At 37.5% G+C, this 23,127-nt stretch carries 29 protein-coding genes and 2 pseudogenes; 27 read left to right on the forward strand and 4 right to left on the reverse strand.

The window, feature by feature from the left end; genetic code table 11:
* The first annotated feature begins 200 nt into the window (after window positions 1–200).
* The 5 genes from sufC to sufB are packed head-to-tail and all read left to right on the forward strand — an operon-like array spanning window position 201 to window position 5,462.
* A complete protein-coding gene (sufC, locus tag A5870_RS16025) occupies window positions 201–974 on the forward strand; it encodes a Fe-S cluster assembly ATPase SufC (protein ID WP_005232112.1) in 774 nt (257 codons plus the stop codon).
* A gap of 13 nt (window positions 975–987) precedes the next feature.
* Complete coding sequence (sufD, locus tag A5870_RS16030) at window positions 988–2,328, forward strand: Fe-S cluster assembly protein SufD (protein WP_015508910.1); 1,341 nt, start codon at window positions 988–990, stop codon at window positions 2,326–2,328.
* Window positions 2,325–3,569 (forward strand): cysteine desulfurase, encoded by a 1,245-nt coding sequence (locus tag A5870_RS16035; protein ID WP_086293931.1) that lies wholly within the window; start codon window positions 2,325–2,327, stop codon window positions 3,567–3,569. Before sufD ends, A5870_RS16035 begins: the two co-directional genes overlap by 4 nt.
* Window positions 3,547–4,041 carry a Fe-S cluster assembly sulfur transfer protein SufU gene (gene sufU, locus A5870_RS16040; RefSeq protein ID WP_005232105.1) on the forward strand — a complete coding sequence of 165 codons (495 nt, stop codon included), beginning with the start codon at window positions 3,547–3,549 and terminating at the stop codon, window positions 4,039–4,041. The genes A5870_RS16035 and sufU overlap by 23 nt, the downstream gene beginning before the upstream one ends.
* A 29-nt stretch (window positions 4,042–4,070) precedes the next feature.
* Window positions 4,071–5,462, forward strand: coding sequence for a Fe-S cluster assembly protein SufB (gene sufB / locus A5870_RS16045; protein WP_005232103.1), 1,392 nt, complete (start codon window positions 4,071–4,073; stop codon window positions 5,460–5,462).
* A 96-nt stretch (window positions 5,463–5,558) separates the two neighbouring features.
* On the opposite strand, the gene A5870_RS16050 is transcribed toward sufB, so the two are convergent.
* Window positions 5,559–6,710 (reverse strand): tyrosine-type recombinase/integrase, encoded by a 1,152-nt coding sequence (locus A5870_RS16050; RefSeq protein WP_086293932.1) that lies wholly within the window; start codon window positions 6,708–6,710, stop codon window positions 5,559–5,561.
* 56 nt (window positions 6,711–6,766) lie between these two features.
* Window positions 6,767–7,588, reverse strand: a complete 822-nt coding sequence (locus A5870_RS16055) for a helix-turn-helix domain-containing protein (protein ID WP_170924065.1) — start codon at window positions 7,586–7,588, stop codon at window positions 6,767–6,769.
* 154 nt (window positions 7,589–7,742) lie between these two features.
* Between A5870_RS16055 and A5870_RS16060 the strand changes: the two genes are divergently transcribed.
* The 20 genes from A5870_RS16060 (at window position 7,743) to A5870_RS16155 (ending at window position 19,539) form a co-directional block, all read left to right on the forward strand.
* On the forward strand, window positions 7,743–8,015 hold the full coding sequence (locus tag A5870_RS16060; RefSeq protein ID WP_086293934.1) for a DNA-binding protein: 273 nt from the start codon (window positions 7,743–7,745) through the stop codon (window positions 8,013–8,015).
* 74 nt (window positions 8,016–8,089) lie between these two features.
* Window positions 8,090–8,392: a hypothetical protein gene (locus A5870_RS16065; RefSeq protein WP_086293935.1), complete on the forward strand. Its 303-nt coding sequence runs from the start codon at window positions 8,090–8,092 to the stop codon at window positions 8,390–8,392.
* A gap of 136 nt (window positions 8,393–8,528) precedes the next feature.
* Complete coding sequence (locus A5870_RS16070) at window positions 8,529–8,744, forward strand: hypothetical protein (protein ID WP_086293936.1); 216 nt, start codon at window positions 8,529–8,531, stop codon at window positions 8,742–8,744.
* Window positions 8,741–9,646: a primase alpha helix C-terminal domain-containing protein gene (locus A5870_RS16075; RefSeq protein WP_086293937.1), complete on the forward strand. Its 906-nt coding sequence runs from the start codon at window positions 8,741–8,743 to the stop codon at window positions 9,644–9,646. The genes A5870_RS16070 and A5870_RS16075 overlap by 4 nt, the downstream gene beginning before the upstream one ends.
* Window positions 9,643–11,046, forward strand: a complete 1,404-nt coding sequence (locus tag A5870_RS16080) for a DNA primase family protein (RefSeq protein WP_086293938.1) — start codon at window positions 9,643–9,645, stop codon at window positions 11,044–11,046. The genes A5870_RS16075 and A5870_RS16080 overlap by 4 nt, the downstream gene beginning before the upstream one ends.
* A 290-nt stretch (window positions 11,047–11,336) precedes the next feature.
* Window positions 11,337–11,606: a hypothetical protein gene (locus A5870_RS16085; protein ID WP_252086060.1), complete on the forward strand. Its 270-nt coding sequence runs from the start codon at window positions 11,337–11,339 to the stop codon at window positions 11,604–11,606.
* 21 nt (window positions 11,607–11,627) lie between these two features.
* Window positions 11,628–11,957 (forward strand): hypothetical protein, encoded by a 330-nt coding sequence (locus A5870_RS16090; protein WP_086293939.1) that lies wholly within the window; start codon window positions 11,628–11,630, stop codon window positions 11,955–11,957.
* 12 nt (window positions 11,958–11,969) lie between these two features.
* Window positions 11,970–12,110, forward strand: coding sequence for a hypothetical protein (locus A5870_RS17425; RefSeq protein WP_086293940.1), 141 nt, complete (start codon window positions 11,970–11,972; stop codon window positions 12,108–12,110).
* 291 nt (window positions 12,111–12,401) lie between these two features.
* On the forward strand, window positions 12,402–12,860 hold the full coding sequence (locus tag A5870_RS16100) for a hypothetical protein (protein ID WP_086293941.1): 459 nt from the start codon (window positions 12,402–12,404) through the stop codon (window positions 12,858–12,860).
* A complete protein-coding gene (locus A5870_RS16105; protein WP_086293942.1) occupies window positions 12,860–13,459 on the forward strand; it encodes a hypothetical protein in 600 nt (199 codons plus the stop codon). The genes A5870_RS16100 and A5870_RS16105 overlap by 1 nt, the downstream gene beginning before the upstream one ends.
* 22 nt (window positions 13,460–13,481) lie before the next feature.
* On the forward strand, window positions 13,482–13,754 hold the full coding sequence (locus A5870_RS16110; RefSeq protein WP_071856502.1) for a hypothetical protein: 273 nt from the start codon (window positions 13,482–13,484) through the stop codon (window positions 13,752–13,754).
* Window positions 13,738–14,022: a hypothetical protein gene (locus A5870_RS16115; RefSeq protein ID WP_086293943.1), complete on the forward strand. Its 285-nt coding sequence runs from the start codon at window positions 13,738–13,740 to the stop codon at window positions 14,020–14,022. The genes A5870_RS16110 and A5870_RS16115 overlap by 17 nt, the downstream gene beginning before the upstream one ends.
* The gene (locus A5870_RS16120; protein WP_086293944.1) at window positions 14,019–14,648 is read left to right on the forward strand and encodes a hypothetical protein; all 630 of its coding nucleotides are present in this window, start codon (window positions 14,019–14,021) and stop codon (window positions 14,646–14,648) included. The genes A5870_RS16115 and A5870_RS16120 overlap by 4 nt, the downstream gene beginning before the upstream one ends.
* 125 nt (window positions 14,649–14,773) lie before the next feature.
* A complete protein-coding gene (locus A5870_RS16125; protein ID WP_010749671.1) occupies window positions 14,774–15,139 on the forward strand; it encodes a hypothetical protein in 366 nt (121 codons plus the stop codon).
* Window positions 15,140–15,152: 13 nt separating this feature from the next.
* Window positions 15,153–15,512: a hypothetical protein gene (locus tag A5870_RS16130; RefSeq protein ID WP_086293945.1), complete on the forward strand. Its 360-nt coding sequence runs from the start codon at window positions 15,153–15,155 to the stop codon at window positions 15,510–15,512.
* Between the two features lie 9 nt (window positions 15,513–15,521).
* The gene (locus A5870_RS16135; RefSeq protein ID WP_086293946.1) at window positions 15,522–17,825 is read left to right on the forward strand and encodes a phage tail tape measure protein; all 2,304 of its coding nucleotides are present in this window, start codon (window positions 15,522–15,524) and stop codon (window positions 17,823–17,825) included.
* Between the two features lie 77 nt (window positions 17,826–17,902).
* The gene (locus A5870_RS16140) at window positions 17,903–18,187 is read left to right on the forward strand and encodes a hypothetical protein (protein ID WP_071856498.1); all 285 of its coding nucleotides are present in this window, start codon (window positions 17,903–17,905) and stop codon (window positions 18,185–18,187) included.
* Window positions 18,188–18,293: 106 nt separating this feature from the next.
* Window positions 18,294–18,494, forward strand: coding sequence for a hypothetical protein (locus A5870_RS16145; protein ID WP_086293947.1), 201 nt, complete (start codon window positions 18,294–18,296; stop codon window positions 18,492–18,494).
* Window positions 18,495–18,545: 51 nt separating this feature from the next.
* Window positions 18,546–19,139: a hypothetical protein gene (locus tag A5870_RS16150; protein ID WP_139843170.1), complete on the forward strand. Its 594-nt coding sequence runs from the start codon at window positions 18,546–18,548 to the stop codon at window positions 19,137–19,139.
* On the forward strand, window positions 19,123–19,539 hold the full coding sequence (locus A5870_RS16155) for a hypothetical protein (RefSeq protein ID WP_086293949.1): 417 nt from the start codon (window positions 19,123–19,125) through the stop codon (window positions 19,537–19,539). The genes A5870_RS16150 and A5870_RS16155 overlap by 17 nt, the downstream gene beginning before the upstream one ends.
* A 698-nt stretch (window positions 19,540–20,237) precedes the next feature.
* Here the strand turns inward: A5870_RS16155 and A5870_RS16160 are convergent.
* Together A5870_RS16160 and A5870_RS16170 are read right to left on the reverse strand one after the other, a co-directional pair.
* A pseudogene (locus A5870_RS16160) lies at window positions 20,238–20,498 on the reverse strand (tyrosine-type recombinase/integrase); the annotation flags it as partial.
* 526 nt (window positions 20,499–21,024) lie between these two features.
* Complete coding sequence (locus A5870_RS16170) at window positions 21,025–21,465, reverse strand: hypothetical protein (RefSeq protein WP_003128387.1); 441 nt, start codon at window positions 21,463–21,465, stop codon at window positions 21,025–21,027.
* Window positions 21,466–21,569: 104 nt separating this feature from the next.
* Here A5870_RS16170 and A5870_RS16175 point away from each other — a divergent pair.
* Window positions 21,570–21,815 (forward strand): annotated as a pseudogene (locus A5870_RS16175) (helix-turn-helix domain-containing protein).
* 155 nt (window positions 21,816–21,970) lie between these two features.
* Window positions 21,971–22,900, forward strand: coding sequence for a hypothetical protein (locus A5870_RS16180; protein ID WP_086293951.1), 930 nt, complete (start codon window positions 21,971–21,973; stop codon window positions 22,898–22,900).
* Window positions 22,901–23,127 lie beyond the last annotated feature (227 nt).

Genomic DNA, 23,127 nt, shown 5'->3' on the forward strand with positions numbered 1-23,127 from the left:
GTATTCCTTTTTCTCTTTTACAACAAATCAAAAAAATTTCTAGCATTACAGACAATAACCATGTACTATCTCTATGTAATACTTTATAATAATTCCAATGTACAGATTAGAAATATTTTAAAAAAGTCGGGAATAGCGTTTGAAGTTCATTCTCAATTAGTCTAAAATAGTGAGAAAGAAAAGATACTGGAGGGAAAGAAATGTCAGTTTTAGAAATTAAAAATCTACACGTCCAAATCGAAGATAAAAAGATCTTAAAAGGCGTTGACTTAGTGTTAAAAACTGGAGAGATCCATGCCATCATGGGACCAAACGGTACAGGGAAATCAACCTTGTCCGCTGCCATCATGGGCAACCCGAATTATGAAGTGACAGAAGGGGAAATTTTGTTCGACGGCGAAAACGTCTTGGAAATGGAAGTGGATGAGCGAGCTCGTTTAGGTCTGTTCTTGGCGATGCAATACCCAAGTGAAATTCCAGGCATCACCAATGCGGAATTCATGCGGGCAGCGATCAATGCCAAACGTGACGAAGACGACAAAATCTCTGTCATGGATTTCTTGAAAAAATTAGATGAAAAAATGGATTTATTGAATATGCCAGAAGAAATGGCGGAACGCTATTTGAATGAAGGCTTCTCTGGTGGAGAAAAGAAACGAAATGAAATCTTACAATTGTTGATGCTAGATCCAACCTTTGCGATTTTGGATGAGATCGACTCTGGTCTAGATATTGATGCCTTGAAAGTCGTAGCAAAAGGCGTCAATGAAATGCGCGGCGAAGGCTTTGGCGCTTTGATCATCACCCATTACCAACGTCTGTTAAACTACATCACACCAGACGTGGTTCATATCATGATGGAAGGCCGTGTCGTGATGACCGGTTCGGCAGATTTAGCCAAACGCCTAGAAGCAGAAGGCTATGCTGGGATCAGTAAAGAGTTAGGGATCGACTACAAAGAAGAAGAAGCGTAAGGAGGCAAGGTAAATGGCAAAATTACAGGATTATCTTGAACAAGTCAACGTTTTTTCAGCGTTAAAAGAAGAGCCTGAATGGATGTTGGAATTACGCCAAGCAGCCCTTGCGAAAGTGGATGAACTTGCGTTTCCAAAAATCGAGCGGGTGCGTTACGAGCGTTGGCCATTGTTCAATATCGACGAACAAGCACTTGCTGGTGAAAAAGAATTTGCAGGCTTCATCGATCCAACCTTACCTGCAAGTGAATCTAAGGAGACAGGTGCTGGCTTGGTTCCCGCCTTTGACGCGATGGATAACCATCCGACTCTCGTTCAGTTTGATGACACCACCATCTTTGAGCAATTACCGCAAGAGTTGATCGACAAAGGCGTGATCTTCACCGACTTGTTTACAGCAATGAAAGAAGTACCAGAGTTGGTCAATCAATACTACATGACCAAAGCAGTACCAATGGATGAAGACAAAATGACCGCAGCACATGCGGCGTTTATGAATAGCGGCATGTTCTTGTATGTACCAAAAAACGTGGTGATCGAAGAACCCCTTGAAGCGATTTTCTATCACAATGGCAATAGCCAAGCGCATTTCTTCAAACACATTTTGATCGTTGCTGATGAGCACAGTGAGTTCAGCTACTTGGAACGTTTCCAAACCAAAGGCGACCAAGCGAAAAAACTGTCTGGCAATATCGTAGTGGAAGTGATCGCCAAAGCAGGTGCGAAGGTCAAATTCTCTGCGATTGATCAGTTAGGTGTCAACATTACTACGTACATGAATCGTCGCGGCTACGTATTACGAGATGCGATGGTAGATTGGGCGATCGGAGTCATGAATGACGGCGACGTCGTTGCGGACTTTGATTCTGATCTTGTAGGCGAAGGCGCGCATTCGGAAGTCAAAGCGGTCGCCATCAGTGCTGGGCGTCAAACACAAGGAATCGACACTCGCGTCACCAATAAAGCACCGCATTCCATTGGCCATATCCTGCAACACGGCGTTATCAGAGAACGCGGCGTCTTAACCTTTAACGGTATCGGACACATTTTAAAAGGAGCCAAAGGAGCGGACGCGCAACAAGAAAGCCGTGTCCTAATGCTTTCAGACCAGGCTCGTGGCGATGCTAACCCAATCCTTTTGATCGATGAGCACGAAGTAACAGCCGGACACGCAGCCAGTGTGGGACGGGTCGATCCAGAAGAAATGTACTACTTGATGAGTCGTGGGTTGCGCAAAGCAGAAGCGGAACGTTTGGTGATTCGTGGTTTCTTAGGCTCCGTCTTGACCGCGATCCCAGTCAAAGAAGTGCAACAAGAATTGGTTGCCGTTATCGAAGGGAAGTTGCTCGCATGATCGATGCCCAAAAAGTGAAACAAGCGTTTCCCATCTTGGATCAGCTCGTAAATGACGAACCATTGATCTACCTCGACAATGCCGCCACTACGCAAAAGCCAGAGTCGGTGCTGCAGGCGATCACCGATTATTACCATCAAGACAATGCCAACGTTCATCGTGGGGTCCATACCCTCGCAGAACGGGCGACCCATTCCTATGAAGGCGCACGGGAAAAAGTGCGCAGCTTTATCCATGCGAATGAAACGGCGGAAGTGCTGTTTACTCGAGGGACGACCACTGGTTTAAATTGGGTCTCCCGCAGCTACGGCGACCGTTTTGTCAATGAAGGCGATGAAATCGTGATTTCCTATATGGAACATCATTCCAATATCATCCCTTGGCAACAATTAGCAGCCCGAAAAAAAGCTACCTTGAAATATATCCAGTTGACACCAGAAGGCACCTTGGACATGGAAGATGCCAAGAAACAGATCACAGACAAAACCGCCATCGTTTCGATCGCGCACGTTTCCAATGTTTTAGGCGTGATCAATCCGATTGCAGAGCTAACCAAATTGGCGCATCAGCACCAAGCCGTCATGGTGGTGGATGGTGCTCAGGCTGTTCCACATATGGCAGTTGATGTCCAAGCACTGGATTGTGATTTCTATGCCTTTTCTGGCCATAAAATGTGCGGACCAACTGGCATCGGTGTCTTATACGGCAAACGGCAATGGCTGGATCAAATGGAGCCCGTCGAATTTGGCGGTGAAATGATCGATTTTGTCCATCTGCAAGAAAGCACGTGGAAAGAACTACCGTGGAAATTTGAAGCTGGTACACCAAATATTGCCGGTGCGATCGGTTTAGGTGCAGCGGTGGATTACTTAACAGAAATCGGCTTAGAAAACATCCACGCCCATGAAGCAGACTTAGCTGCTTACGTTTTGCCCAAACTGCAAGCCATTGAAGGCTTGACCATCTATGGTCCCCAAGAAGCAGCAAAACGCACGGGAGTGATCGCCTTTAATCTAGCTGGCATCCATCCTCATGATGTTGCTACTGCTTTAGACATGGAAGGCATCGCGGTACGGGCCGGTCATCATTGTGCCCAACCCCTCTTGACCTATTTGCAAGTCCCAGCGACTGCACGGGCCAGCTTTTACCTGTATAATACAAGAGAGGACGCCGATCGACTGGTTGACGCCATCAAGCTGACGAAGGAGTTTTTCCAACATGGCACTAACGAAATTAGATAATTTGTATCGACAAGTCATTCTGGATCATTCCAGCCATCCACATCATCGAGGCACCTTGGATGATTCAACGTACAAAGTCGAATTGAATAACCCTACCTGTGGCGACGTGATCCACTTGGAGCTCGCTGTCGAAGGAGACACTATCAAAGACATCGCGTTTACTGGCGAAGGCTGTTCCATCAGTACCGCCAGTGCATCCATGATGGGGGATGCGATTATCGGTAAGACACTAGCAGAAGCTGGTGAACTTTCAGGCTTGTTTTCTGAGCTCGTCCAAGGAAATGACATTCCCCAAAGCGATCGTTTAGGCGATGCTTCCATGCTTGGGGGTGTGGCGAAGTTTCCTGCACGCATCAAGTGTGCGACTTTAGCTTGGAAAGCATTAGAAAAAGCCATTGCTGCTGACAGTACACAAGCATCTGTCAGTCACAGCCACGCCAATGAATCTGACACTGAAGAAACCAGCGAATAGACAACCGCACTACAAAAGGAGTGAGAACCATGGGTGTACCCGAATTAGAAGAATATAAATTTGGCTTCCACGATGACGTGCAGCCTGTTTTTAGTACCGGCGAAGGATTGACCGAAGACATCGTCCGTGAAATCTCACGGGTCAAGCAAGAGCCAGAATGGATGCTTGAGTTCCGCTTGAAGTCTCTTGAAGCCTTCAACAAGATGCCCATGCAAAACTGGGGCCCAGACCTGTCTGACATCGATTTTGATGCCATCAAATATTACCAAAAACCAAGTGATCGTCCTGCCCGTGATTGGGATGACGTACCAGAAAAAATCAAAGAGACCTTTGAACGCATTGGTATTCCAGAAGCCGAGCGGGCATACCTGGCTGGCGCTTCTGCTCAATACGAATCAGAAGTCGTTTATCACAACATGAAAGAAGAGTTTGAAAAACTTGGCATCGTCTTTACCGATACCGATTCAGCCTTGAAGGAATACCCTGAGCTGTTCAAACAATACTTTTCAAAATTAGTCCCACCAACCGATAACAAGCTTGCTGCTTTAAACTCAGCCGTTTGGTCAGGTGGTACCTTTATCTATGTACCAAAAGGCGTTCGTGTCGATGTGCCATTACAAACCTATTTCCGAATCAATGCCGAAAATACCGGTCAGTTCGAACGCACATTGATCATCGTTGACGAAGGCGCTAGTGTTCATTACGTTGAAGGCTGTACCGCCCCAACCTATTCAAGCAATAGTTTGCACGCAGCCATCGTTGAAATTTTTACCCTAAAAGACGCTTACTGTCGCTACACCACCATTCAAAACTGGTCAGACAACGTCTACAACCTAGTAACCAAACGGGCCAAAGCCTTAGAAGGTGCTACCGTTGAATGGATCGATGGCAACCTAGGTGCCAAAACAACCATGAAATACCCAAGTGTGTATCTTGATGGCAAAGGCGCACGAGGCACGATGCTTTCCATTGCCTTTGCAGGTGCCAACCAAATCCAAGATACTGGTGCAAAAATGATCCATAATGCACCAAACACCTCCAGCTCCATCGTCTCAAAATCAATTTCTAAAGACGGCGGTGCAGTAAACTACCGTGGACAAGTCACCTTCGGCAAGAAGAGCGCAGGCTCTATCTCCCATATCGAGTGTGACACTATCATCATGGATGACCTATCGAAATCCGATACCATCCCATTCAATGAGATTCACAACAGTCAGGTGTCCCTAGAACACGAAGCAAAAGTCTCCAAAATCTCAGAAGAACAACTGTACTACCTAATGAGCCGCGGTCTCTCCGAAAGCGAAGCAACCGAAATGATCGTCATGGGATTCGTCGAACCATTCACCAAAGAATTACCGATGGAATACGCAGTCGAATTGAACCGGTTGATTAGTTATGAGATGGAAGGCAGTGTAGGTTAGAACCTAACTATAGGCTAAGAACGTTGATATTATAGCGTTCTTGGCTTTTTATTTACCTTCAATCTCATAAATGCTATCCGAAAAACTATCTATTTGTCAGAAACCTAAATAGTTTGCTAACTTCTGACTGGTGTTTTCTGCTTGTTGCGGTGTAACGTGGCTATAAATATTCATGGTAGTCTTTACATCCTTATGACCTAAGCGCTTCTGAACCTCATTAATCGTTGCGCCAGCTTCAAACATAAGCGAACAAGCAGTATGTCGGAAACCATGAGGACTTATTCTTTTTAAAGCGCAGCCTTCTTTGTCTGCTTTATCATAGATCCAATCAAGCCAATCGTTTACCACTTGCGGATAATATAAATCATTACTCATATTGCTAAACATGAGTTGTTTTGCCTTTGAAGTATTAAACCCAAGTTTGAAATAATCTTCTTTTTGAATACTGAACCACTTTTGCAAAATTCGTATCGTTTCATCATCTAAGCTGATGGTGCGGTATGAATTTTTTGTTTTAGGGGTCTGTATAACAACCTGATCGTATTCATCAATGGCTATCGTTTTACCGATTGTTAGTGTTTTGTTAAATATGTTTAAGTCTTTAATATACAGTCCCAACGCTTCAGATTTACGCATGCCAGTGATAGCAAGCAAACGGAAGAACGCATAGTATTTATAGTTATCAAGTGTTTTAACGAATGTCATAAACTCGTGTAATTCATCTTTACTATAAAAGTTAGGTTTCTTTTCCTCTTCTTTTTTGCGTGGAAGAATCGTCTTTTTCATGGGGTTACTTTCCATTAATTCCATGGATACGCCATAATTCATGACCTGAGCAGTAGCACGTCTTATATAGTGATATTGCTTGTATTTGTCGTGCCATTCGTTCACACATTTTTGACAAAAAGAAACGGTTATTTGGTCTAGTTTTAACTTGCCGAATTTTAGCAATACATGACCTTCAATAAACCGTCTATTGGTGGCGACTGTAGAAGATTTAACACTTTTTCTGTGTTGTTCCAACCAATCGTCATACAGCTCTTGGAATGTGATTGTACGTTTCTTTTTAGAGCCTTTTAGAATGCTTGCTTTCAATTTATCAAACTCAAGCCTTGCTTCTGCTTTGGTGTCAAAACCCTTACGAGTGGTGACAATCTTTTTTTCTGTAATAGGATCAGTAGCAACATATCCACTGAATAACCATTTTCTTTTATTGTTTTTATCTTTAAATTGTTCAAATTTTGCCAATATTATTCCCTCCTGGTACTGCTGGGGGCAAGTGGTGGAGGTTAGTTTTAAAAAAATTAAGGTATTTGCATGTCGCCAGGTATTTCTTTGAATTCTAGAGAAGAAGAATACTTATCATTACCTCTAATTTTAGATTCATTTTTAAAAGTATCGAAATTTAGTAATACTCCAGAGCCTTTGGCTTTCTTCTCTACTTTAGCAATTAAATGTATTCTAGTTTTCCTTTCCATTATTCCAATATCAAAAAGTAAAAAATCAGATAACAAATTTTCTGCCTCTTTTTTTAATGACTTATATATAGAAAACCAAGAATCGAATATATGCTGACATAAACTGATAGAAGCATCAGTATTTAGATTACCCAAGAAAGTATTTATATCACCAATTTCAAGCTTTTTACCGTGTTCATCAGTCCTATAAAAAGCAATCAGTAATGTCGTTATTTTTTTTTCTTGTTTGAAAGGATACGGAGAGTTTTGTCCTATATTGTCTATAGGATAAACAACAAAGTTAAATTTTTTTCCGATTTTTTCATTTTCCATTAAGACAGCATCATAAGGAAGTGCTTGAGAAGGTTTGACCTCAATATAACCGTCTTCCCTAGCTTCTATGTCGTCATTTTCTGCTTTAATTAAGTTTTCTTTTGAAACGGTTGTTTTGAAAATGAACATATTTTGGTCTATTCTTTCACCTACTAATTCATCCAATGATACGTTCAAGTATTCCATCAGTTTCTCGAGGGTCTCAAATTGAACCCCCCGTGACTCGTTATTGTACATTGCCGTAAGAGCTGGTCTTGAAATCTTTGTTTCCGAAGAAACTTTGTTAATACTTAGATTTCTTTCATCCATTAATTTATCCAATTTAAAGTATAGCATTATTATCTCCTTTCTGAAGGTATACATTACATTTTTTAGAAAAAATAGAATATACAGTTGACAGATGTTCTTTCATGTTTTACTATGTATGTATAGTTTACAACATTCGTTAATATATGTAAACTGAATATTTTTTTGGGGTAGGTGAATGCTAATGAAGTTAGAAGTAGATTTAAGCCCGACTATCGAGCAACAACTATCAGATGTTGCTAGTCGTGTATGGGCGGAAACAATGCAGCGTGAAGCGGAGAAACGGTTTTTCCCAGAATGGATGGACTTAGAAACGACCTGTGAATATTTGCAAGTATCACGATCCAATTTATCTAAGTTTATCAAAGAATTGGATTTTCCAGTTTCTACAATCAGTCAGACGAAGCGTTGTAATCGGAAAAAGGTTGATGAATGGATGGCGCAATTTGAAATTTAATTAGTTGCTGGGGGCAAGTGAAAGCAAGTCAATCAAACGGTAGTCTCAAATGGTTTGATATAGGAGAAATAACAATGGAAATCACACAAAATCAAGCAATCGAGAAATTTTTAAGCGAGGTTATTTCAAAAGAAGCAGCAAAAGAGTTAGCAAATATCGAGGGGCAAAATTTAACTGATGTTTATAATTCCTTGCACGAACAAATGGAGTGTCAAGGAATGGTACCTGAAGAGCCAACGGTTACCTCTGTTGTGAAAAGTTTGAACGAACTCGCAACCGCAGAAATAGAGGGAAACCTAACCCTGAATGAGTATCAAGATATTTTATATCGTGAAATTGATTTGTTGGCTATGTTGTTAGGTATTGACTTGGAGTAAAAAAACTATGGATGGAGAAAAGAAAAAGCCTTTGCTGTAAAGATTCTTGGCGGAATCAGCAAATGGCTACACGTAGGTACTATACCTATCTTTCTTTTCTCTAATTCTAACACATATTGATGGAGGAATGAAGAGAATGAACAAAAATATTGATATAGATGTGTTAATCGCTGATTCAAGTTATATAAATATCGCTGTTTCAGCATTACTTGAAATGTCTCACGATTTTTTGCAAGGGAATTCTACAAAACTTGAAGATATAAGCAAAATACAAGCTATTATTGCAAGTATTCAGTGTTTAGCGGACAAACACGCTGAGGATATGGAAAAGCTAGGTGAGGTGACACAATGATTTATATAGGAAAAGTGCGGCCATCCATTATGGAACCACCAATTGATAAAACTATTATTCAGTTTTTTTCCAAGTATGTACCGCTTCAAGTCAATATTTCTGATGATCCCGAAGAACAGAAGAAATTAAAAACGATTGTAATTGATGGGTTCATAGCTGGTGAAATGAAGGCCTTGATACGAAAAAATGAAAATTTAATCAATCGAGATTGCCTAATTTTAGATTTAGATGATGTGACCGTATCTGAAATTGATTTGATAGCTGCCATCAAACAAAAACTAGCCAAGTTTGCTTATGTTCTTTATCCAAGTGTTAGTCATGGGTTAAAAGGCGTACGCTATAGGTTAGTTATTCCACTGGATAAACCAGTGAATGAACAAGAGTACAAGCTACTGATTTACTTTTTTTCAAATAAAATACTGGATGGCATTATCCACAATGCGGATCAGTCAAACCTTACCTGGTCGCAAATACAGTTACTACCAGTGTTGACACAATATACTAAGCAAGAACAAATTATTGTCCATGGCGGAGAAAAATTATTTCCCATATCTGATGGCTTAGATGCCGCAAAACGTTGGCTGAAAGACTACAAGCAAGACACAGGAGGCGTAACTTCAAGAAAATTGTACAAAAACACAAGCCAATTCAAAAAAGGCGGGTCAAGATATAGGAATACAACTACTGAACTTTTCGAAAGCATTGTATGCGGATGTGAAGAGGGAAATCGCAATAATCGCATTGCACAAATCACAGGGGGGTTGTTGGCAAGAGCAGTAGATGTAAAGGCAGTATTCGAATTAGTTAAAGTCGCCAATCAATATTTTACAGAACCGCTATCCGAAAAAGAAGTGGAGGAAACATTCTATTCGATAGCGAAAAAGGAGTTGGGAGCCAATTGAGTGAAATTATTGAGTTACAAGAATTACAAAAAAAGAAGATTGGCGAAGAAAAGAAACTGCCTTCTTGGATTTACACAGATGAAAAAGGAAACACTAAAGTAAATGCTTCTAAGTTAGGTTATGAAATTATGAACGAGATACCAATGATCCGAACAAATGGTTTGCTCTACGGTGCGAGGTTTGATAAAAAAACAGGATCATGGCGAATCGATAGTTTAAGCGACTTTTTAGACGGTTATATCACTGACAAATTGGAATCTTTCAATAAGTGGAGCCAGCAAAAACTAGGTGAAACAAAAAAGTTCATCATGATTAAGATTTTTGACCCGGCTATGAAAGAAAATCCTTTTAACAATAGCAAGCCGTATCTGGCCAATTTTAAAAACGGAACTTACAACATAAAAACTGGTGAACTGAAACCGCACGATACTAAAGACTATATTCTTCAAAGTCATGATTATGTTGTAGATCCGAAATCAAATTTGAAGCCAGAGAAGTCAATCGAATGGCTGCGAGATTTGACTGGTGATGAAAAAAGCGCGCAGCATTTAATGGAAATCATAGGATACTGTTTCTATCGAAGTTATGCACCTTTTCAAACCATAACGATTTTGCAAGGGAGTGGCGAGAATGGTAAATCCACTTTCTTAGATTTTCTAACAAAAGTCATCGGTAAGGACAATACCAGCAATATGACGCTTCAAGAATTAGGGAACAAACAGAATCGTTTTGCTGGTGCCAACCTATTTCAGAAAGAAGCCAATCTGTTTGCGGATGTTGATTCCGAGTTTCTCAAGTCAACAGGGCTACTCAAAGCCCTCACTGGTGGGGATCGTTTATCTGCTGAGTTTAAAGGAAAAGATCACTTTATGTTTGTGAATTTTGCGAAGTTGATATTTTCAGCCAACGAGTTGCCAGCGTTCAATGACTTCACACACGGTTTTGAGAGGCGCTTATATGTAGTTCCTTTTGATTGCGTGATAGACGAAAGTTTTAAAACTAAACACGATTTGAAGGCCATTGAGAAAGAGATCCCACTATTCGCCACCTATTGCATAAGGATGTTTAAAGAAGCGCTAGACCGCAAAGAACTGACTGTATCAGACAAGATGAATCAAGCAAAAGATAAATGGTTGAAAGAATCGAATCATATAATGAGGTTCATTGAAGAAGTGTGCGAGGTTGACATGGAATCAAGTGAGGGAGATTCTTCTAAAATGATATACGAAGAATATAGAAATTTTTGTTTCAGGGAAAACCTCAAAGAACTATCTCAACCGAAGTTTACTAAGCAACTTGAAAAAATAGGGATTTATAAAAAGAACCCAAGAGTAGAAAATCAGCGAATGAAACGTTACATTCATTTGTTTTTGAAGCAATATATTTCGATCGAAGACTGAGTGTGTGTCTGGAAGAAGTGAAAAATACCGAACCATCCGAACCTGTTTTGGAAAACGTTGGTATAGCAGTATTCTGAAGTCGAACCAACCAAGAAAAAAATCGAACCAACCCGAACCAGAATTTTCGAACAAATGAATAGGTACTTAATGGTTCGGTATGGTTCGGTTTAGGTACTTAGTGGTTCGATAATAAACAGCAGTGGAAATGTTGATAAATCAGGGTTTTGTACTAACGGTTCGGATGGTTCGGCTATATTTATCTAAGGAATACACACGCAAAGAAGATAGGAGTGAAAACACTGAAAACTAATAAAAATGAAAGAAAATACCCAATTTTAATCGCTTATGATACAGGATCACAATATGCAGTTTGGTGTCCGTATTGTTCGAAATGGCATTTTCACGGAAAGAAAGATGGAATGAGGGTGGCGCATTGCACTAACCCACATTCACCGTTTAAAAAAACTGGTTATATTATCAAGCTGGCCACAAGAAATGATTTGGATTTCAAGAGTCATAATCTCTATCCAAATGACTATCCAATATTTGAGGAAAATTAAAAAAATGAACGGAGGCATGTAATGGAAGAACTTACGATTATTGAACAATCGGTACTTGAATTAATTCCGAGAGGGTTTGAAAGGAAAATTAAAGTACCAGATATATGCTCTATTATTGATTTGGACGAACGAGACGTAAAAGCAGTTATTCAAATGCTGCGAGCAAAAGGAGTGCCTATTGTTTCTGTCAGAGGATATGAAGGCGGCATGTTTATCGCTACCAACGAAGCTGAACGGACTATTGGCCTTCAAGCGTTCAGGAACCAATTTAAGAGCATGGAACAAACAATCACGAATATCGAACAAGCAGATCTAAAAAACTGGCAAGATTCATTAAAAATTGCAAAATAAGGAGATGGAACGATGAACGCAGATAAATTATACATTGACAAACCAACGAAAACGGTAGAACTTACACTACCAGAATATGGGGAAATTATCCTGATCGTAAAAGATGGTCAAGTAGTCAGATATGAGACGAAAACAACAAATAAATTAGAATGAAAAAGTGTGTTAAAAGCTGATATATCAACGTTTCATAAAGATTTTATCGCTCAAATATGGTATAATAAAGACAACTTAATAATAATATCTGATTAGGAAGAACCAACGGATATGAGACGAAAAAAGCCAGTAATATGGCAGACGTCTCGTGTCCGTTTTTTATTATTAGTTGTCCTTTGAAAACTGTATACTGCGGTTGCTGAAAAAGCCGTCCTAGATGATGACAATCCCAAGCTAGACCAACGATCAAAGCCGCAACATAATAGAATACTGTTTTTTTAGGAGGGAAGCATGGATAGTGAATACAATTTAAACCGCTATTTGAACATAGAGGCTTATATCAGAAAGCTGGAACAAGAAAAACGATTAATCAGGCAAGAACTTTATTGCCAAAGCCTATGCACAGGAATTGCCTATGATGAAATTGCTATCCATGCAAAAGCTCCCAAGATTGATTATTTAGTAGCAGATAACGTTGAAGCGTGTATGCTCATTGACAAGCGGATAGAGCGTTGGAAGTTTAGGCACAAACATTTTATGCACTTCTTAAATGAATTGCCTATAAATGAACGTGATAGCCTTTTAAAAAGGGTTGAAAGCCCATCTTTGAAACAGAAAGCACTCGATGAAATATTCGAGATAGAAACAGCTATGGCGTTCAGATATGAATGGGAAGTGCCGCAAGAAAAGGTTGAACTAACAGATGATTTGTTTTCGAATATTGCACTAATGGCGGAGGTGTTTGGATAGTGGTTTATGATTATGACATTCGCCCAAAATGGATACTCACTCAATGGAAGGCCTTTGTGGTAAATAGAAATCATTTAAAAGAGGGGAATACAGCAGGATATGCTCGTTTGCTATTTACTGCTTTAAAAGAGCTGCCAAAAGAAGATGTTTTAATTCTTTCTGAGAAGTATTACGAAACTGAACAAGGTGCCAACTTTAGTTTTATGCATAACGGTTATCGAACCTATACACCAGTTACGGATAAAGTATTGGCTGAAAAAAGAGGGATATCAATTCTTGAATACCGAAAAATCAGGAGCAAGTCAGAGGCGAAATTACAGGCTATTCTCAATCGATTGAGAAAAGAGTTTATCGAAATTGATGCTGACGAACTAGAGGAATACATTCTAGGCGTAGGAACTATTTATTTGAAGGACTACAAAATCATTAGCGGCAATCGCGCGGATCCAGATTCCTATATCTTCACGCAAGATAGGTCCAAAGCGAAAAGATTCAAACAGGACTCTACACAGGGTCGCCAGCTAAAGATGTACCTTCGATTAAAGAAAATGGAACCTCGAGACGAGTATATAAAGTTTATTGATATATGGTTTGACTGATTAAGCAGAAAGGAAAGTGTAAATGACTATTGTAGAGATTATGAAGACACGCAAAATCAAACAGAAGCATTTGTGTGAAGTCACGGGGCTAAGTCCTGAGCAAGTGGAGAATGCTCTAAATGAGGATCGGGATGGAGTGTTAACTGATAAGAAGAAGTTGGTTTTGCTTAAAGGCATTTGTACCGCTGAGTTTAAACGCAAAGCAATGCTCACCTTGGTAGCAAAGAACACAAATGGGTTAGATCCTGGTACTCGCAAGAAAGTAGAGGAGTTGGCAAATGAAAACAGAAGATGATTTCTTTAGCTACAGAGAATGGAAGAAATACCTTGAAGAACAACAAATGAAGCAAGAGCTGGAAGAAAATCCAGATGCTATTAAAAAGCTATCGTTAGTCGAATTAAATAAGCTGATCGAGGAAGACAGTACAAATGAAATTGCCATCGAGCGCCGCAGAGAGTTGTTGGCTCAATATAAGAAAGAACGAGTAACACAGATCAAAGAACCTAAGAAAACAGTAGTAAGTAAACTCAAAGAAAAAATCAAAGGAGCGAATCAAGCATGACAGTAGAGTACACAGTAACCACACCAGAGGTAAAAGAATTAAAAGAGATCGATATCAATATCAATGAGTTGGAGAAAGAGTTAGATAGTCTGGTTGAAAAGAGAGAGAAGAATGCTTCAGCAAAAGGTAAGTATAGTCTAGAGACATTCAAGGCTAACAAAGAAGCGAATAAGGATATTGAAGATCTTGAGAAGGTGATTGCCGAGGCGTACCAAGAACGTGCAGAGATCACCAATAGTATCTATCTTAATTATATCAATCAGTTGAAAAATGAAACCAACCGAAAAGAAGCTGCTTTATTGTCTGAAGCAAAAGAACTATTTGACAACAAAGGATTCGCTGAAGTAACTGCTTTACTGGGAACAGAAACTACTAGACTGTTCCAATTAAATGATCAGTTAATCAAATCGCATAACAGCTCAATGAAACAACTTATAGATGTGTTGGGCATTAAGAACAAAAACATATTGGATAATGTCCAACGAGAATACTACAAAGGAGGATGGGGTTATACCTCAAGGTTGGGTTCTTATTTCCATGATGTTAAACGATCAGTGAGTAACTACTTAGATGAAATCATTAGACTGAATGGCATGCCAAATAATAAATTTGAAATTAAAAATTAAATTAAATGATTAACGGTGTGGGATTGATTTATCCCCCCGTTATTTTTATAAAAAATAAATCGGTTAGGAATCGGGGATGGAACTCCGAAAAACACACAGGTCCATACACGGGAGGGGGGCAAACATTGAAAAAGAAAGCAAAAGAAGCACGAATAGCGGCTGAGAAAGAAAGACTAACAACATTAATGGACGGAGTACCCAGTAGTAGCGCTGAAGTAGTCAAAGGTTTGATTGAGCGAGTTTCATTTATGAATGTTACTTTGTCAGAACTTGAAGAAGATATCAATAAAAATGGGTCTATTGAACTTTTCAAGAATGGCAGCCAAGAATTTTACAAAGAATCGGCTTCAGTCAAGACATATAACACGATGATCAATAGATATACTGCCGCAGTTAAAGAATTGCTTAGATTGGTAGTCGAGAATGATAAAACAAAAATAGGAAGTCCAGAAGTAGATGAATTTATGAACTTTCTAACAACCAGAGAATGAGCGAGGGATAAAAATGAATAGATTAGAATATTTGAGGGATAAGGCGGATAACATTTGGTATCAACACACGGTAAAAACAGACTTAGGAAACTCTTTTGATTCAATTTCAAATTACAAAGAATTACTTCGAAAGTTAAAAGCGATCGAGCGAGAATTAAGGCTGATTCAGAAGAAAAACAGCTCTAATCGAGAGTATATCAAGGCTTATTGTTCGTTGCTTTCGAAAAGGTTGGAGATTTGCACGTTTCTAATAAATGAATTTCAGGAAAGCAATGAAGTAGACGGTGTGAAATACGATAAACTAATGCAAGAAATGAAGAATAAACAAGACGAATTTCTTGCGATCAGAAGACAGAAAATGCAAAGGAGATGAGAGTAAAATATGGCAGGAAGTGTAAGAGAAACCGATGTTGTCTTGAATTTCAAGACAAATGGAGAAGTCAATTACTCTAAAACGATCAAGGGGATCAATCGTGAAATGAACTTAGCAGTAACTGAATTCAACAATCAGATGTCTGCTATGGATAAAAATGCGACTGCAACTGAGAAGTTGACAGTTACCAAAAAGAAATTGGAAACCCAGTTAACGCTTGCTGAAAAGCGAACAGAACTTTTGCGCGAACAGTATGAAAAATCGGTTGAAGAAACTGGTAAGTATTCGGCAGAATCTGAAAAACTTTATAAGAAGATGCTTGAATCCGAAACCGGGCAAAACAAATTAAAAGCCGCTTTGGATGAAACAAATGAAGCATTGAAAGAACAAGGTGATGTATCTATTGATACAGCCAAAAAGTTACAAAAAATTGAAGAAGCTGGCGAAAAGGTTGCGGGCGTTGGCAAGAAAATGACCGTAGGCGTTACCGCGCCGATTATGGCAGTTGGGGCTGCTGGTTTAGCTGCATTCTCAGAAGTTGATGAAGCTATGGACACTATTATACAAAAGACAGGCGCAACAGGCGATGTTGCTGATCGTTTGTCTACCTCGTTTGAAAACGTTGGCTCAAATACTCACTTAGAACTACAAACGGTTGGAGAAGCAATTGGTGAAGTGAATACTCAATTTGGGTTCATGGACAAAAAACTTGAAGATTCAACAGACTACCTATTGAAATATGCCGATATCAATAATACGGATGTCTCGCAAGCAGCAATTTATGCTAGACAATCGATCGAAGCTTATGAACTATCCTACGATGATTTAAACGATGTATTAGATGTTACTACCAAAACTTCCCAGAACACAGGACAATCAGTTGATGACCTTATGAAGAAGGCGATTGATGGTGCACCTCAAATCAAACAATTAGGATTGAGTTTCGATGAAGGGGTGACCTTAATTGGTAAATTTGAGCAAGCTGGGGTTGACTCAAGCACAATGTTAAGCAAGATGTCTAAAGCTTCAGTTGTATACGCCAAAGACAATCTATCGTTACAAGACGGATTAAAGGGAACAATCGATTCAATACTGAATGCAAAAGACGAAACAGAAGCTTTGAGAATTGCTAATGAAGTATTTGGAAAAGGGTCAGATAAAATGGTTGACGCAATCAAACGAGGAACGTTTACCTTGGATGATTTAGCAAAAGTAGCAAAAGAAAGCGGCGGTGCAGTGGCTGATACATTTGCAGAAACAGAAGATCCTATTGACGCGGCTAATCGTGCGATGAACAATGCGAAATTTGCTTTAGCAGACGTCGGTGAATCCGTCCAAATCAGCTTATTACCTTTCTTTGAAATGGCGATTGATGCTTTGAAGAGTTTTAAAGGCTGGTGGGATTCTCTGGATCAAGGCACTAAGAACTGGATTATTACACTCGCTGGTATATCTGCAGTAATCGGACCAGCTTTGGTTGTCATAGGAACGCTTATGAGTTCCGTTACCAAGATCACCGCTGGGGTTAAAGATCTGGCCACTGTGTGGAGTGGGCTAGGCAAATTATTCGGATTATCTGGTGGATGGTTTGCCGTAGCTGTAATAGCAATAGCCGCATTAGTTGCTGGGCTAGTTTGGGCTTATAACAATGTTGAATGGTTTAGGAACGGTGTGAATGCATTCTTCCAAGGTGTTTCTGATATAGCGGTAGAAGTATTTAATTTTATGGGCGGATACATTAGCAATATTTTTGGAGGAATCATTCAAAATTTCCAAAACTTTTTCGATGCTGGTAAGAGAATTTTCACCGGATTTATAGATTTTATAACCGGAATATTTACAGGTGATTGGGAACGAGCTTGGAACGGCGTTGTAAACATTTTCGGTGGTATCTTTGATGGAATTGCAGCCATGGCAAAAGCACCTTTTAATGGAATGATTGGATTAATTAATGCTTTTCTAGGTGGTCTTAATAACATTAAAATTCCGAAATGGGTTCCTGGCGTAGGCGGAAAAAGCTTTAGCATTTCTACTTTGCCTTATTTGGCAGATGGCGGTCATGTACTGAATGGCCAAGCGATCGTTGGTGAAGCTGGACCAGAATTGCTTACGAACAAAAACGGCAAGACAACTGTTACTCCGTTATCAGACGAAGAAAAACGAAAAGGTATTGGCGGCAAAGTACAGCCATCCAAAGTGGAACAACATATCCACATTGGGAATGTCGATGCGAATAACCCAAGCGAATTAAACAAAATGAACCGTAAATTTTACCGTGCAAGCAAACAAGCGCTTGGCGGCGTAGGAGGATAAATACAAGGCACCTAGCTTATCGGCTGGGTGCCTTTTTTGTTATGCTTGAAATACTAAGAAGAAAAGGAGTGGAAGCAATGATTTTACACATACCTGATGAAATGATGCAAAAACAGATAGCTTCAGAAATCGTTGCAATCGCAACTGCAGAAATTGAAAAACGCATGAAGCTTTTAACAAAAACTATTGAGCTACCACCGTATGGAAACAAAGAAACCATCAAGCAGGTTCTAGGTATTGGAGATAAAAAACTAAACAAGTGGATTTCTATGGGATTAAAAATACAGGTTTGGAGTCCGCAAGATATTCGGATTGAGAGAAATAGTCTTCAGCAGTTCTTAAAAGAAAATTTTGAAGTATAAATAAAATTATCAAAAGAATAATACGGATCGGGTTTTATCAAAATAAAAAAATATTTGAATAGCATATAATTAATTGGTAATATCAATATAAAAAGGAGCTTATTATATGAAGATTGGCATGAGAAAACCAAGCATAAAGAAATCAATTTCCGCCAGGACTACAGGGAAAGCAAAAAGAGCAGTGAAAAAGTCTGTCAATCCATTGTACGGCAAAAAAGGGATTGGGTTTGTTAAATCACCTTCTAAGTCTATAAAAAATAAAGTATACAAGAAAACAACTTTTAGCATTTTTGACTTGTTTAAATGAAGAAATAAAACATGTTTATGTTAAAGTGGTTTATTGTTCAAAGCGGTATTCATGACTAAAGTTTCAGTTGGGGTGGTTAATATGCAATGGTTTATGGAAAATGTTTTGCAAAATGAACAGTTAGTAAATTGGGTAAATGCTCTTGGAACAATTGGAGCGGTTTGGGTAGCGTTATGGCTTGCTCTTAGGCAAGATAAAAGAAAAGGAAAGTTGGAAGTTAGTGATATAAATGGACAAACGCTGATTATGCATCCAAATAAATCAGTTATTGATCCAGTATCTGTAATTTCATTTACAGTTTATAACTACAGTAATTTTAGTATAACAATATCTTCAATAAAAGTTATAGTGTGGGAAAGAGGTTTTTTTAGAAAAAAAATTATAAAAAGCGCTATTTTTCTAATTGATGATGATTTAGGTAAGTTATCAGAATTGCCGATGACTTTAGCACCGTTCGAATCAAAAACTTGGATGTATAGAAAGTTTCTATTTGATAACTTTATTAAAGCAAATATCGAACCAATAACTAATCAAAAAAGAATAAAATCAACTACTTATGAGTTTCAAGCGATTGATACATTCGGAAAAAAATATATGCAAAAACAAAAAGTGAACATAGGAGAGAAAAATGGAAAAAAACTTTAGTTCAAACAAATTATTTATTTTAAAAGAAGTTATTAAGATGGCCAAAGACTACAATCATGAATATGAATTACTTTACCCGGGAAGTTTCACAACAAATTTAACTGGAGATTTCGTTTCGATGATTGGTGACAACGAGGAAGATTCAAGCCTGTTTAATAAAAAAAGAGAGTTAATTTCTTATTTAGAAGGTTTGAGTTATGATGATGTGCAATTCGTTCAAACTGCAATGTATGTTGGTAGAGACGGCCAAAGTAGTATCGATGATCCTGAAACTGTTTATGACGAGATGTTTTCAGAATTAAATTGGAGTGGTGATAAAAGTATTGAGATACATCAAATATCTGAGAAAATTCTAAAGCTTGAAGAATACCTTGAGGAAGCGATGAAAATTCTATTTTAAAAATAAAAATCCTTGCCCAAGACCAATGAGTTTTTGAATACGAAAATGAATACGATTGGATATTTTTATCTATTGCTTATTGAGTAAATTACTCTTTTGAAAGAGTGTGGTAACAGTCAATTTTCATCATTAAAAGTTATTGATTTTCATTTGACCAATCCTGTACACCTTTTATTAATTAAATTCAACCAATTTATGACGATTTTCTAATCAATAATTTCTATTACGTTGAAATAATGATAAAATAAAAAAGAAGAGTATTAGGCGCACTTCCCCAAGTTTTCACCGCCTAACTACTCTTCTTAAAGTATTGCACGCAATTACTAATTTATAGCATAAACTAAATTACTGCAAGTAATATGAATATATTTATGTACAAGCTCGCCTTAGCAAGTCATTTGTTTACCAAGGAAATTTGATGAAGATAAGAAGAAAAAAATTATAGAACAATTGATTGCCCCCAGCTAAAAAAGCTATCTAAAAACTATCTATTTGTAAAAATAGTTGTGAATATATGGATTTTAGAAGATAACTTTTAGAGATTTTTTGTTGATATAACAGCATTTGTGCGTATTAAGATAGAAAATCGTTAAATGGAAGGTAGTGTGGGGTAACAACTATTTTATTGCTCGAAACGTTGGTATTAAAGCGTTTCGAGCGTTTTTTATTTGGATTTTAATGGTTGGATACGTTTGGAATTATTCGCCCATAAATTTTGCAAATCGGTCACCAGTTTTCTTAACAGATTGTGGTGTGACATGAGCATAGATATTCATGGTAGTTTTAATATCTTTATAACCTAATCGTTCTTGTACTTCTATTATCGAAGCACCACTTTCAGACAATAAGCTACAATGGGTATGCCTAAATTCACGTGGAGTAATTTGAGGCTCCATCGGTGTCTTTTTGTAAATCCAATTTAACCAATCGGTTACTACTTGAGTATAGTGGATCTTGTCTTAGTCTGTAGCGAATAAAAACTATTTTTGTTAATATATATTATATCAATATAGAATCGTTATAATCATTCTATTATCCGCCACAAGGAGTTTTACAACTGCTTAGAAATCAGATTACTCGTTCAAATGTTATTGCAATTTGAATCAATAGAAGAAGCGTTGAAGAAGAGCTCACTCTTTCAACGCTTCTTTTTCAGAAGATTTTAATGACCATATCAACTTCACTTTCAGGATTAGGTAATTCATGGAAGCTAGTGTTTATAGTGCTTAATTGATCAACTAACCATGTTTTATTTTTTAACTCTTAGACGAATCTAAAATTAATATCATTGTTCTCGTGTTGAAGAGGTGTCTCCAAATAATCTGGTGAATATTCATAATCAACTTAACCTGCTAATACAAAAGAGGGTAATCCATAATTTAGTGTCAGATTTAATGGATGGTCGCAAGCTTTTATTTTTTTTACGTCATCTTGTACATATCTTCAGCCATAAAAGTTGAGATTGTGATTTCATCTTGTGTTTCATTAAAAAAAGTTATCCGAATAATCGCTTATTTTTGAAAAGTCTTTATTGGCACCAGCCTCAAAAAATTGTTCAACTTTTTTAGTATAAAGTTGTGCTAACGCTCCTTTTTCAATATTAACTTTGATATTTTCATGTCTATCAATTTGTGTGCTGTTCAGTAAGGGAAGATCAGCTTTTAGTTTTATATCGTCTTGATTTCTTTCAATTTCAATTGGCAAAATCTTTTCAGTAGATTCCGTTTCTGATAAAGGGACATCTAGTTTTTTATCATGATAATAAGCTTCAAATCCATCTGGAACCGGAAAAAAATGTATTGGGTAATTCTTTTCTGAGGTTGTTGTACTAGTTTCTGTACTTGTAGAACTTGTGTCAGAAGTGGTACACCCGCTTATAGTTCCGATGAGTAAAGCGTAGGTTAGAATGATTGCAAATTTCTTCAAAAAAATTCCTCCTTAAAATTGTATGTGGACTAATACTAGTCCCGTTGTAGCATACCAAATCTTTAATATTAATAAGAAAAAGGACTAATTTTAGTCCAAAAGGTGTGCTATTCTTGAAAGAGGAAAAAATTAATGATAAAGAAAATGTAATCGGTAGCAATATTAGACGAATCCGATTAGAAAAAGGAATTGGTCAAACCGAGCTGATTAGAGACCTACAGCTCAAGAAAATCGCTATAACTAGGGAAACATTGGTTAAGATCGAAGGCGGCCGCTAACACATTAAGTTAGATCAATTGAGAGCTATTAGGGATGTTCTACAGGTGTCTTATGAAGATTTGCTTCAATGACTACTTGTAGTCATTTCGTTTAAAATTATTATGTTACACCCTTATGTGTCACGAAGAAATACTGGTATAATAATGAGTGATATATGTAACGTTAGGGTATACTTCTATGTTACATATTGATTATTTTGAAAAAATCATATTAGGAGAATATAATTATGAGAAGTGATAGTAGGTTTTTTGTCAGTAATTTACAAGATGATGAGCTAATAAGGCAGATTGATTCATTATTAGAAACAATAACAGAATCTGATAAAAGAATATTTTTAAATTATGTAGAATTAACACGTCATATTATAGAGTTGGATAAACTTTTTAATGTGTTTAGATATAATTTAACTAATTTGCTCAAACACTTCACAATTTTTACTAATGATTTAATTGAAAGTACAGGTGAAAAATTAACGGAAGACCAGTATTATTATCAGATAAATGCTTTGACGATAAACTTAATTAGTTCAGCCAAAACTTTGACTGAATCCATTGAAGTTTGTATGAAAAACTTTTTAGCAGAAAAAGATTTTAAATCTTTTAAGATTAAAAGTCTGAGTAAGCCTTATGATGAACATTTCTCGTACAGATTTTTATTACATGTTAGAAATTATTCTCAGCATGGTCACTTACCGGCAAATATTGAACAACAAAGAGTATACTTTGATTTGGATGAAATTCTAACAATGCCTCATTTTGATCTTAATGAAAAATTAAAATCAGAAATAGATGAAATTAAAGAAGATATATCTGCTCGATTTCAGGATTTTCCACGTATCTCATATGTTTACACAATTGCAAAGTTTAATCTGATTACAACTGAAATATATTTGAACTATTTAAAAGAAGTTAAACCAATTTTGATGGAAATGGATAAAGAAAAAAATGAATTGCTACTCAATACTAAATTTAAGTTAACTAATTCAGATGGAAAATCAAGTGATATGGTTTTTTATGACTTTGATGGAGAGAATTATCATTGTTTCAATCGAACAGAGAATAGTTTATCGATGTATGCTAGCATAAAAAAGGAGGTTAAAAAGATATTAAGAGAAGAAGAACAATATTATAAAGAGATAAAAAATAAAAACCAGTAAATATCACAATCATCAATATTAGTGAAAAATTCATTTGTGGTTGTTGTTTAAGGCTTACTTAAGTAGTTATCAAGTTATTTGGAAAATTTTAAATCGTTGAAAGAAAAGAAGGCGAGGACATATTAGCAAGCAAGTTGTTGAATATTTATATTACCCTAAACAAGGCAAAATGGATGATATTAAAGAAGTTTTTTTGGAAGTATTATCACGATATATACAAGACAACC

The organism is Enterococcus sp. 2G9_DIV0600 (genome assembly GCF_002140615.1).
Taxonomy (GTDB): domain Bacteria; phylum Bacillota; class Bacilli; order Lactobacillales; family Enterococcaceae; genus Enterococcus_D; species Enterococcus_D innesii.

What these genes read in the sequence shown, in the direction of transcription:
- A5870_RS16060 (WP_086293934.1), top strand. Translation starts at nt 7,743, where the DNA reads ATGAAGTTAGAAGTAGATTTAAGCCCGACTATCGAGCAACAACTATCA.
- A5870_RS16180 (WP_086293951.1), top strand. Translation starts at nt 21,971, where the DNA reads ATGAGAAGTGATAGTAGGTTTTTTGTCAGTAATTTACAAGATGATGAG.
- A5870_RS16120 (WP_086293944.1), top strand. Translation starts at nt 14,019, where the DNA reads ATGACAGTAGAGTACACAGTAACCACACCAGAGGTAAAAGAATTAAAA.
- A5870_RS16070 (WP_086293936.1), top strand. Translation starts at nt 8,529, where the DNA reads ATGAACAAAAATATTGATATAGATGTGTTAATCGCTGATTCAAGTTAT.
- A5870_RS16100 (WP_086293941.1), top strand. Translation starts at nt 12,402, where the DNA reads ATGGATAGTGAATACAATTTAAACCGCTATTTGAACATAGAGGCTTAT.
- sufB (WP_005232103.1), top strand. Translation starts at nt 4,071, where the DNA reads ATGGGTGTACCCGAATTAGAAGAATATAAATTTGGCTTCCACGATGAC.
- A5870_RS16055 (WP_170924065.1), bottom strand. Translation starts at nt 7,588, where the DNA reads ATGCTATACTTTAAATTGGATAAATTAATGGATGAAAGAAATCTAAGT.
- A5870_RS16150 (WP_139843170.1), top strand. Translation starts at nt 18,546, where the DNA reads ATGACTAAAGTTTCAGTTGGGGTGGTTAATATGCAATGGTTTATGGAA.
- A5870_RS16110 (WP_071856502.1), top strand. Translation starts at nt 13,482, where the DNA reads ATGACTATTGTAGAGATTATGAAGACACGCAAAATCAAACAGAAGCAT.
- A5870_RS16115 (WP_086293943.1), top strand. Translation starts at nt 13,738, where the DNA reads ATGAAAACAGAAGATGATTTCTTTAGCTACAGAGAATGGAAGAAATAC.
- A5870_RS16155 (WP_086293949.1), top strand. Translation starts at nt 19,123, where the DNA reads ATGGAAAAAAACTTTAGTTCAAACAAATTATTTATTTTAAAAGAAGTT.
- A5870_RS16130 (WP_086293945.1), top strand. Translation starts at nt 15,153, where the DNA reads ATGAATAGATTAGAATATTTGAGGGATAAGGCGGATAACATTTGGTAT.
- A5870_RS16135 (WP_086293946.1), top strand. Translation starts at nt 15,522, where the DNA reads ATGGCAGGAAGTGTAAGAGAAACCGATGTTGTCTTGAATTTCAAGACA.
- A5870_RS16140 (WP_071856498.1), top strand. Translation starts at nt 17,903, where the DNA reads ATGATTTTACACATACCTGATGAAATGATGCAAAAACAGATAGCTTCA.
- A5870_RS16035 (WP_086293931.1), top strand. Translation starts at nt 2,325, where the DNA reads ATGATCGATGCCCAAAAAGTGAAACAAGCGTTTCCCATCTTGGATCAG.
- sufU (WP_005232105.1), top strand. Translation starts at nt 3,547, where the DNA reads ATGGCACTAACGAAATTAGATAATTTGTATCGACAAGTCATTCTGGAT.
- A5870_RS17425 (WP_086293940.1), top strand. Translation starts at nt 11,970, where the DNA reads ATGAACGCAGATAAATTATACATTGACAAACCAACGAAAACGGTAGAA.
- A5870_RS16090 (WP_086293939.1), top strand. Translation starts at nt 11,628, where the DNA reads ATGGAAGAACTTACGATTATTGAACAATCGGTACTTGAATTAATTCCG.
- sufD (WP_015508910.1), top strand. Translation starts at nt 988, where the DNA reads ATGGCAAAATTACAGGATTATCTTGAACAAGTCAACGTTTTTTCAGCG.
- sufC (WP_005232112.1), top strand. Translation starts at nt 201, where the DNA reads ATGTCAGTTTTAGAAATTAAAAATCTACACGTCCAAATCGAAGATAAA.
- A5870_RS16065 (WP_086293935.1), top strand. Translation starts at nt 8,090, where the DNA reads ATGGAAATCACACAAAATCAAGCAATCGAGAAATTTTTAAGCGAGGTT.
- A5870_RS16075 (WP_086293937.1), top strand. Translation starts at nt 8,741, where the DNA reads ATGATTTATATAGGAAAAGTGCGGCCATCCATTATGGAACCACCAATT.
- A5870_RS16145 (WP_086293947.1), top strand. Translation starts at nt 18,294, where the DNA reads ATGAAGATTGGCATGAGAAAACCAAGCATAAAGAAATCAATTTCCGCC.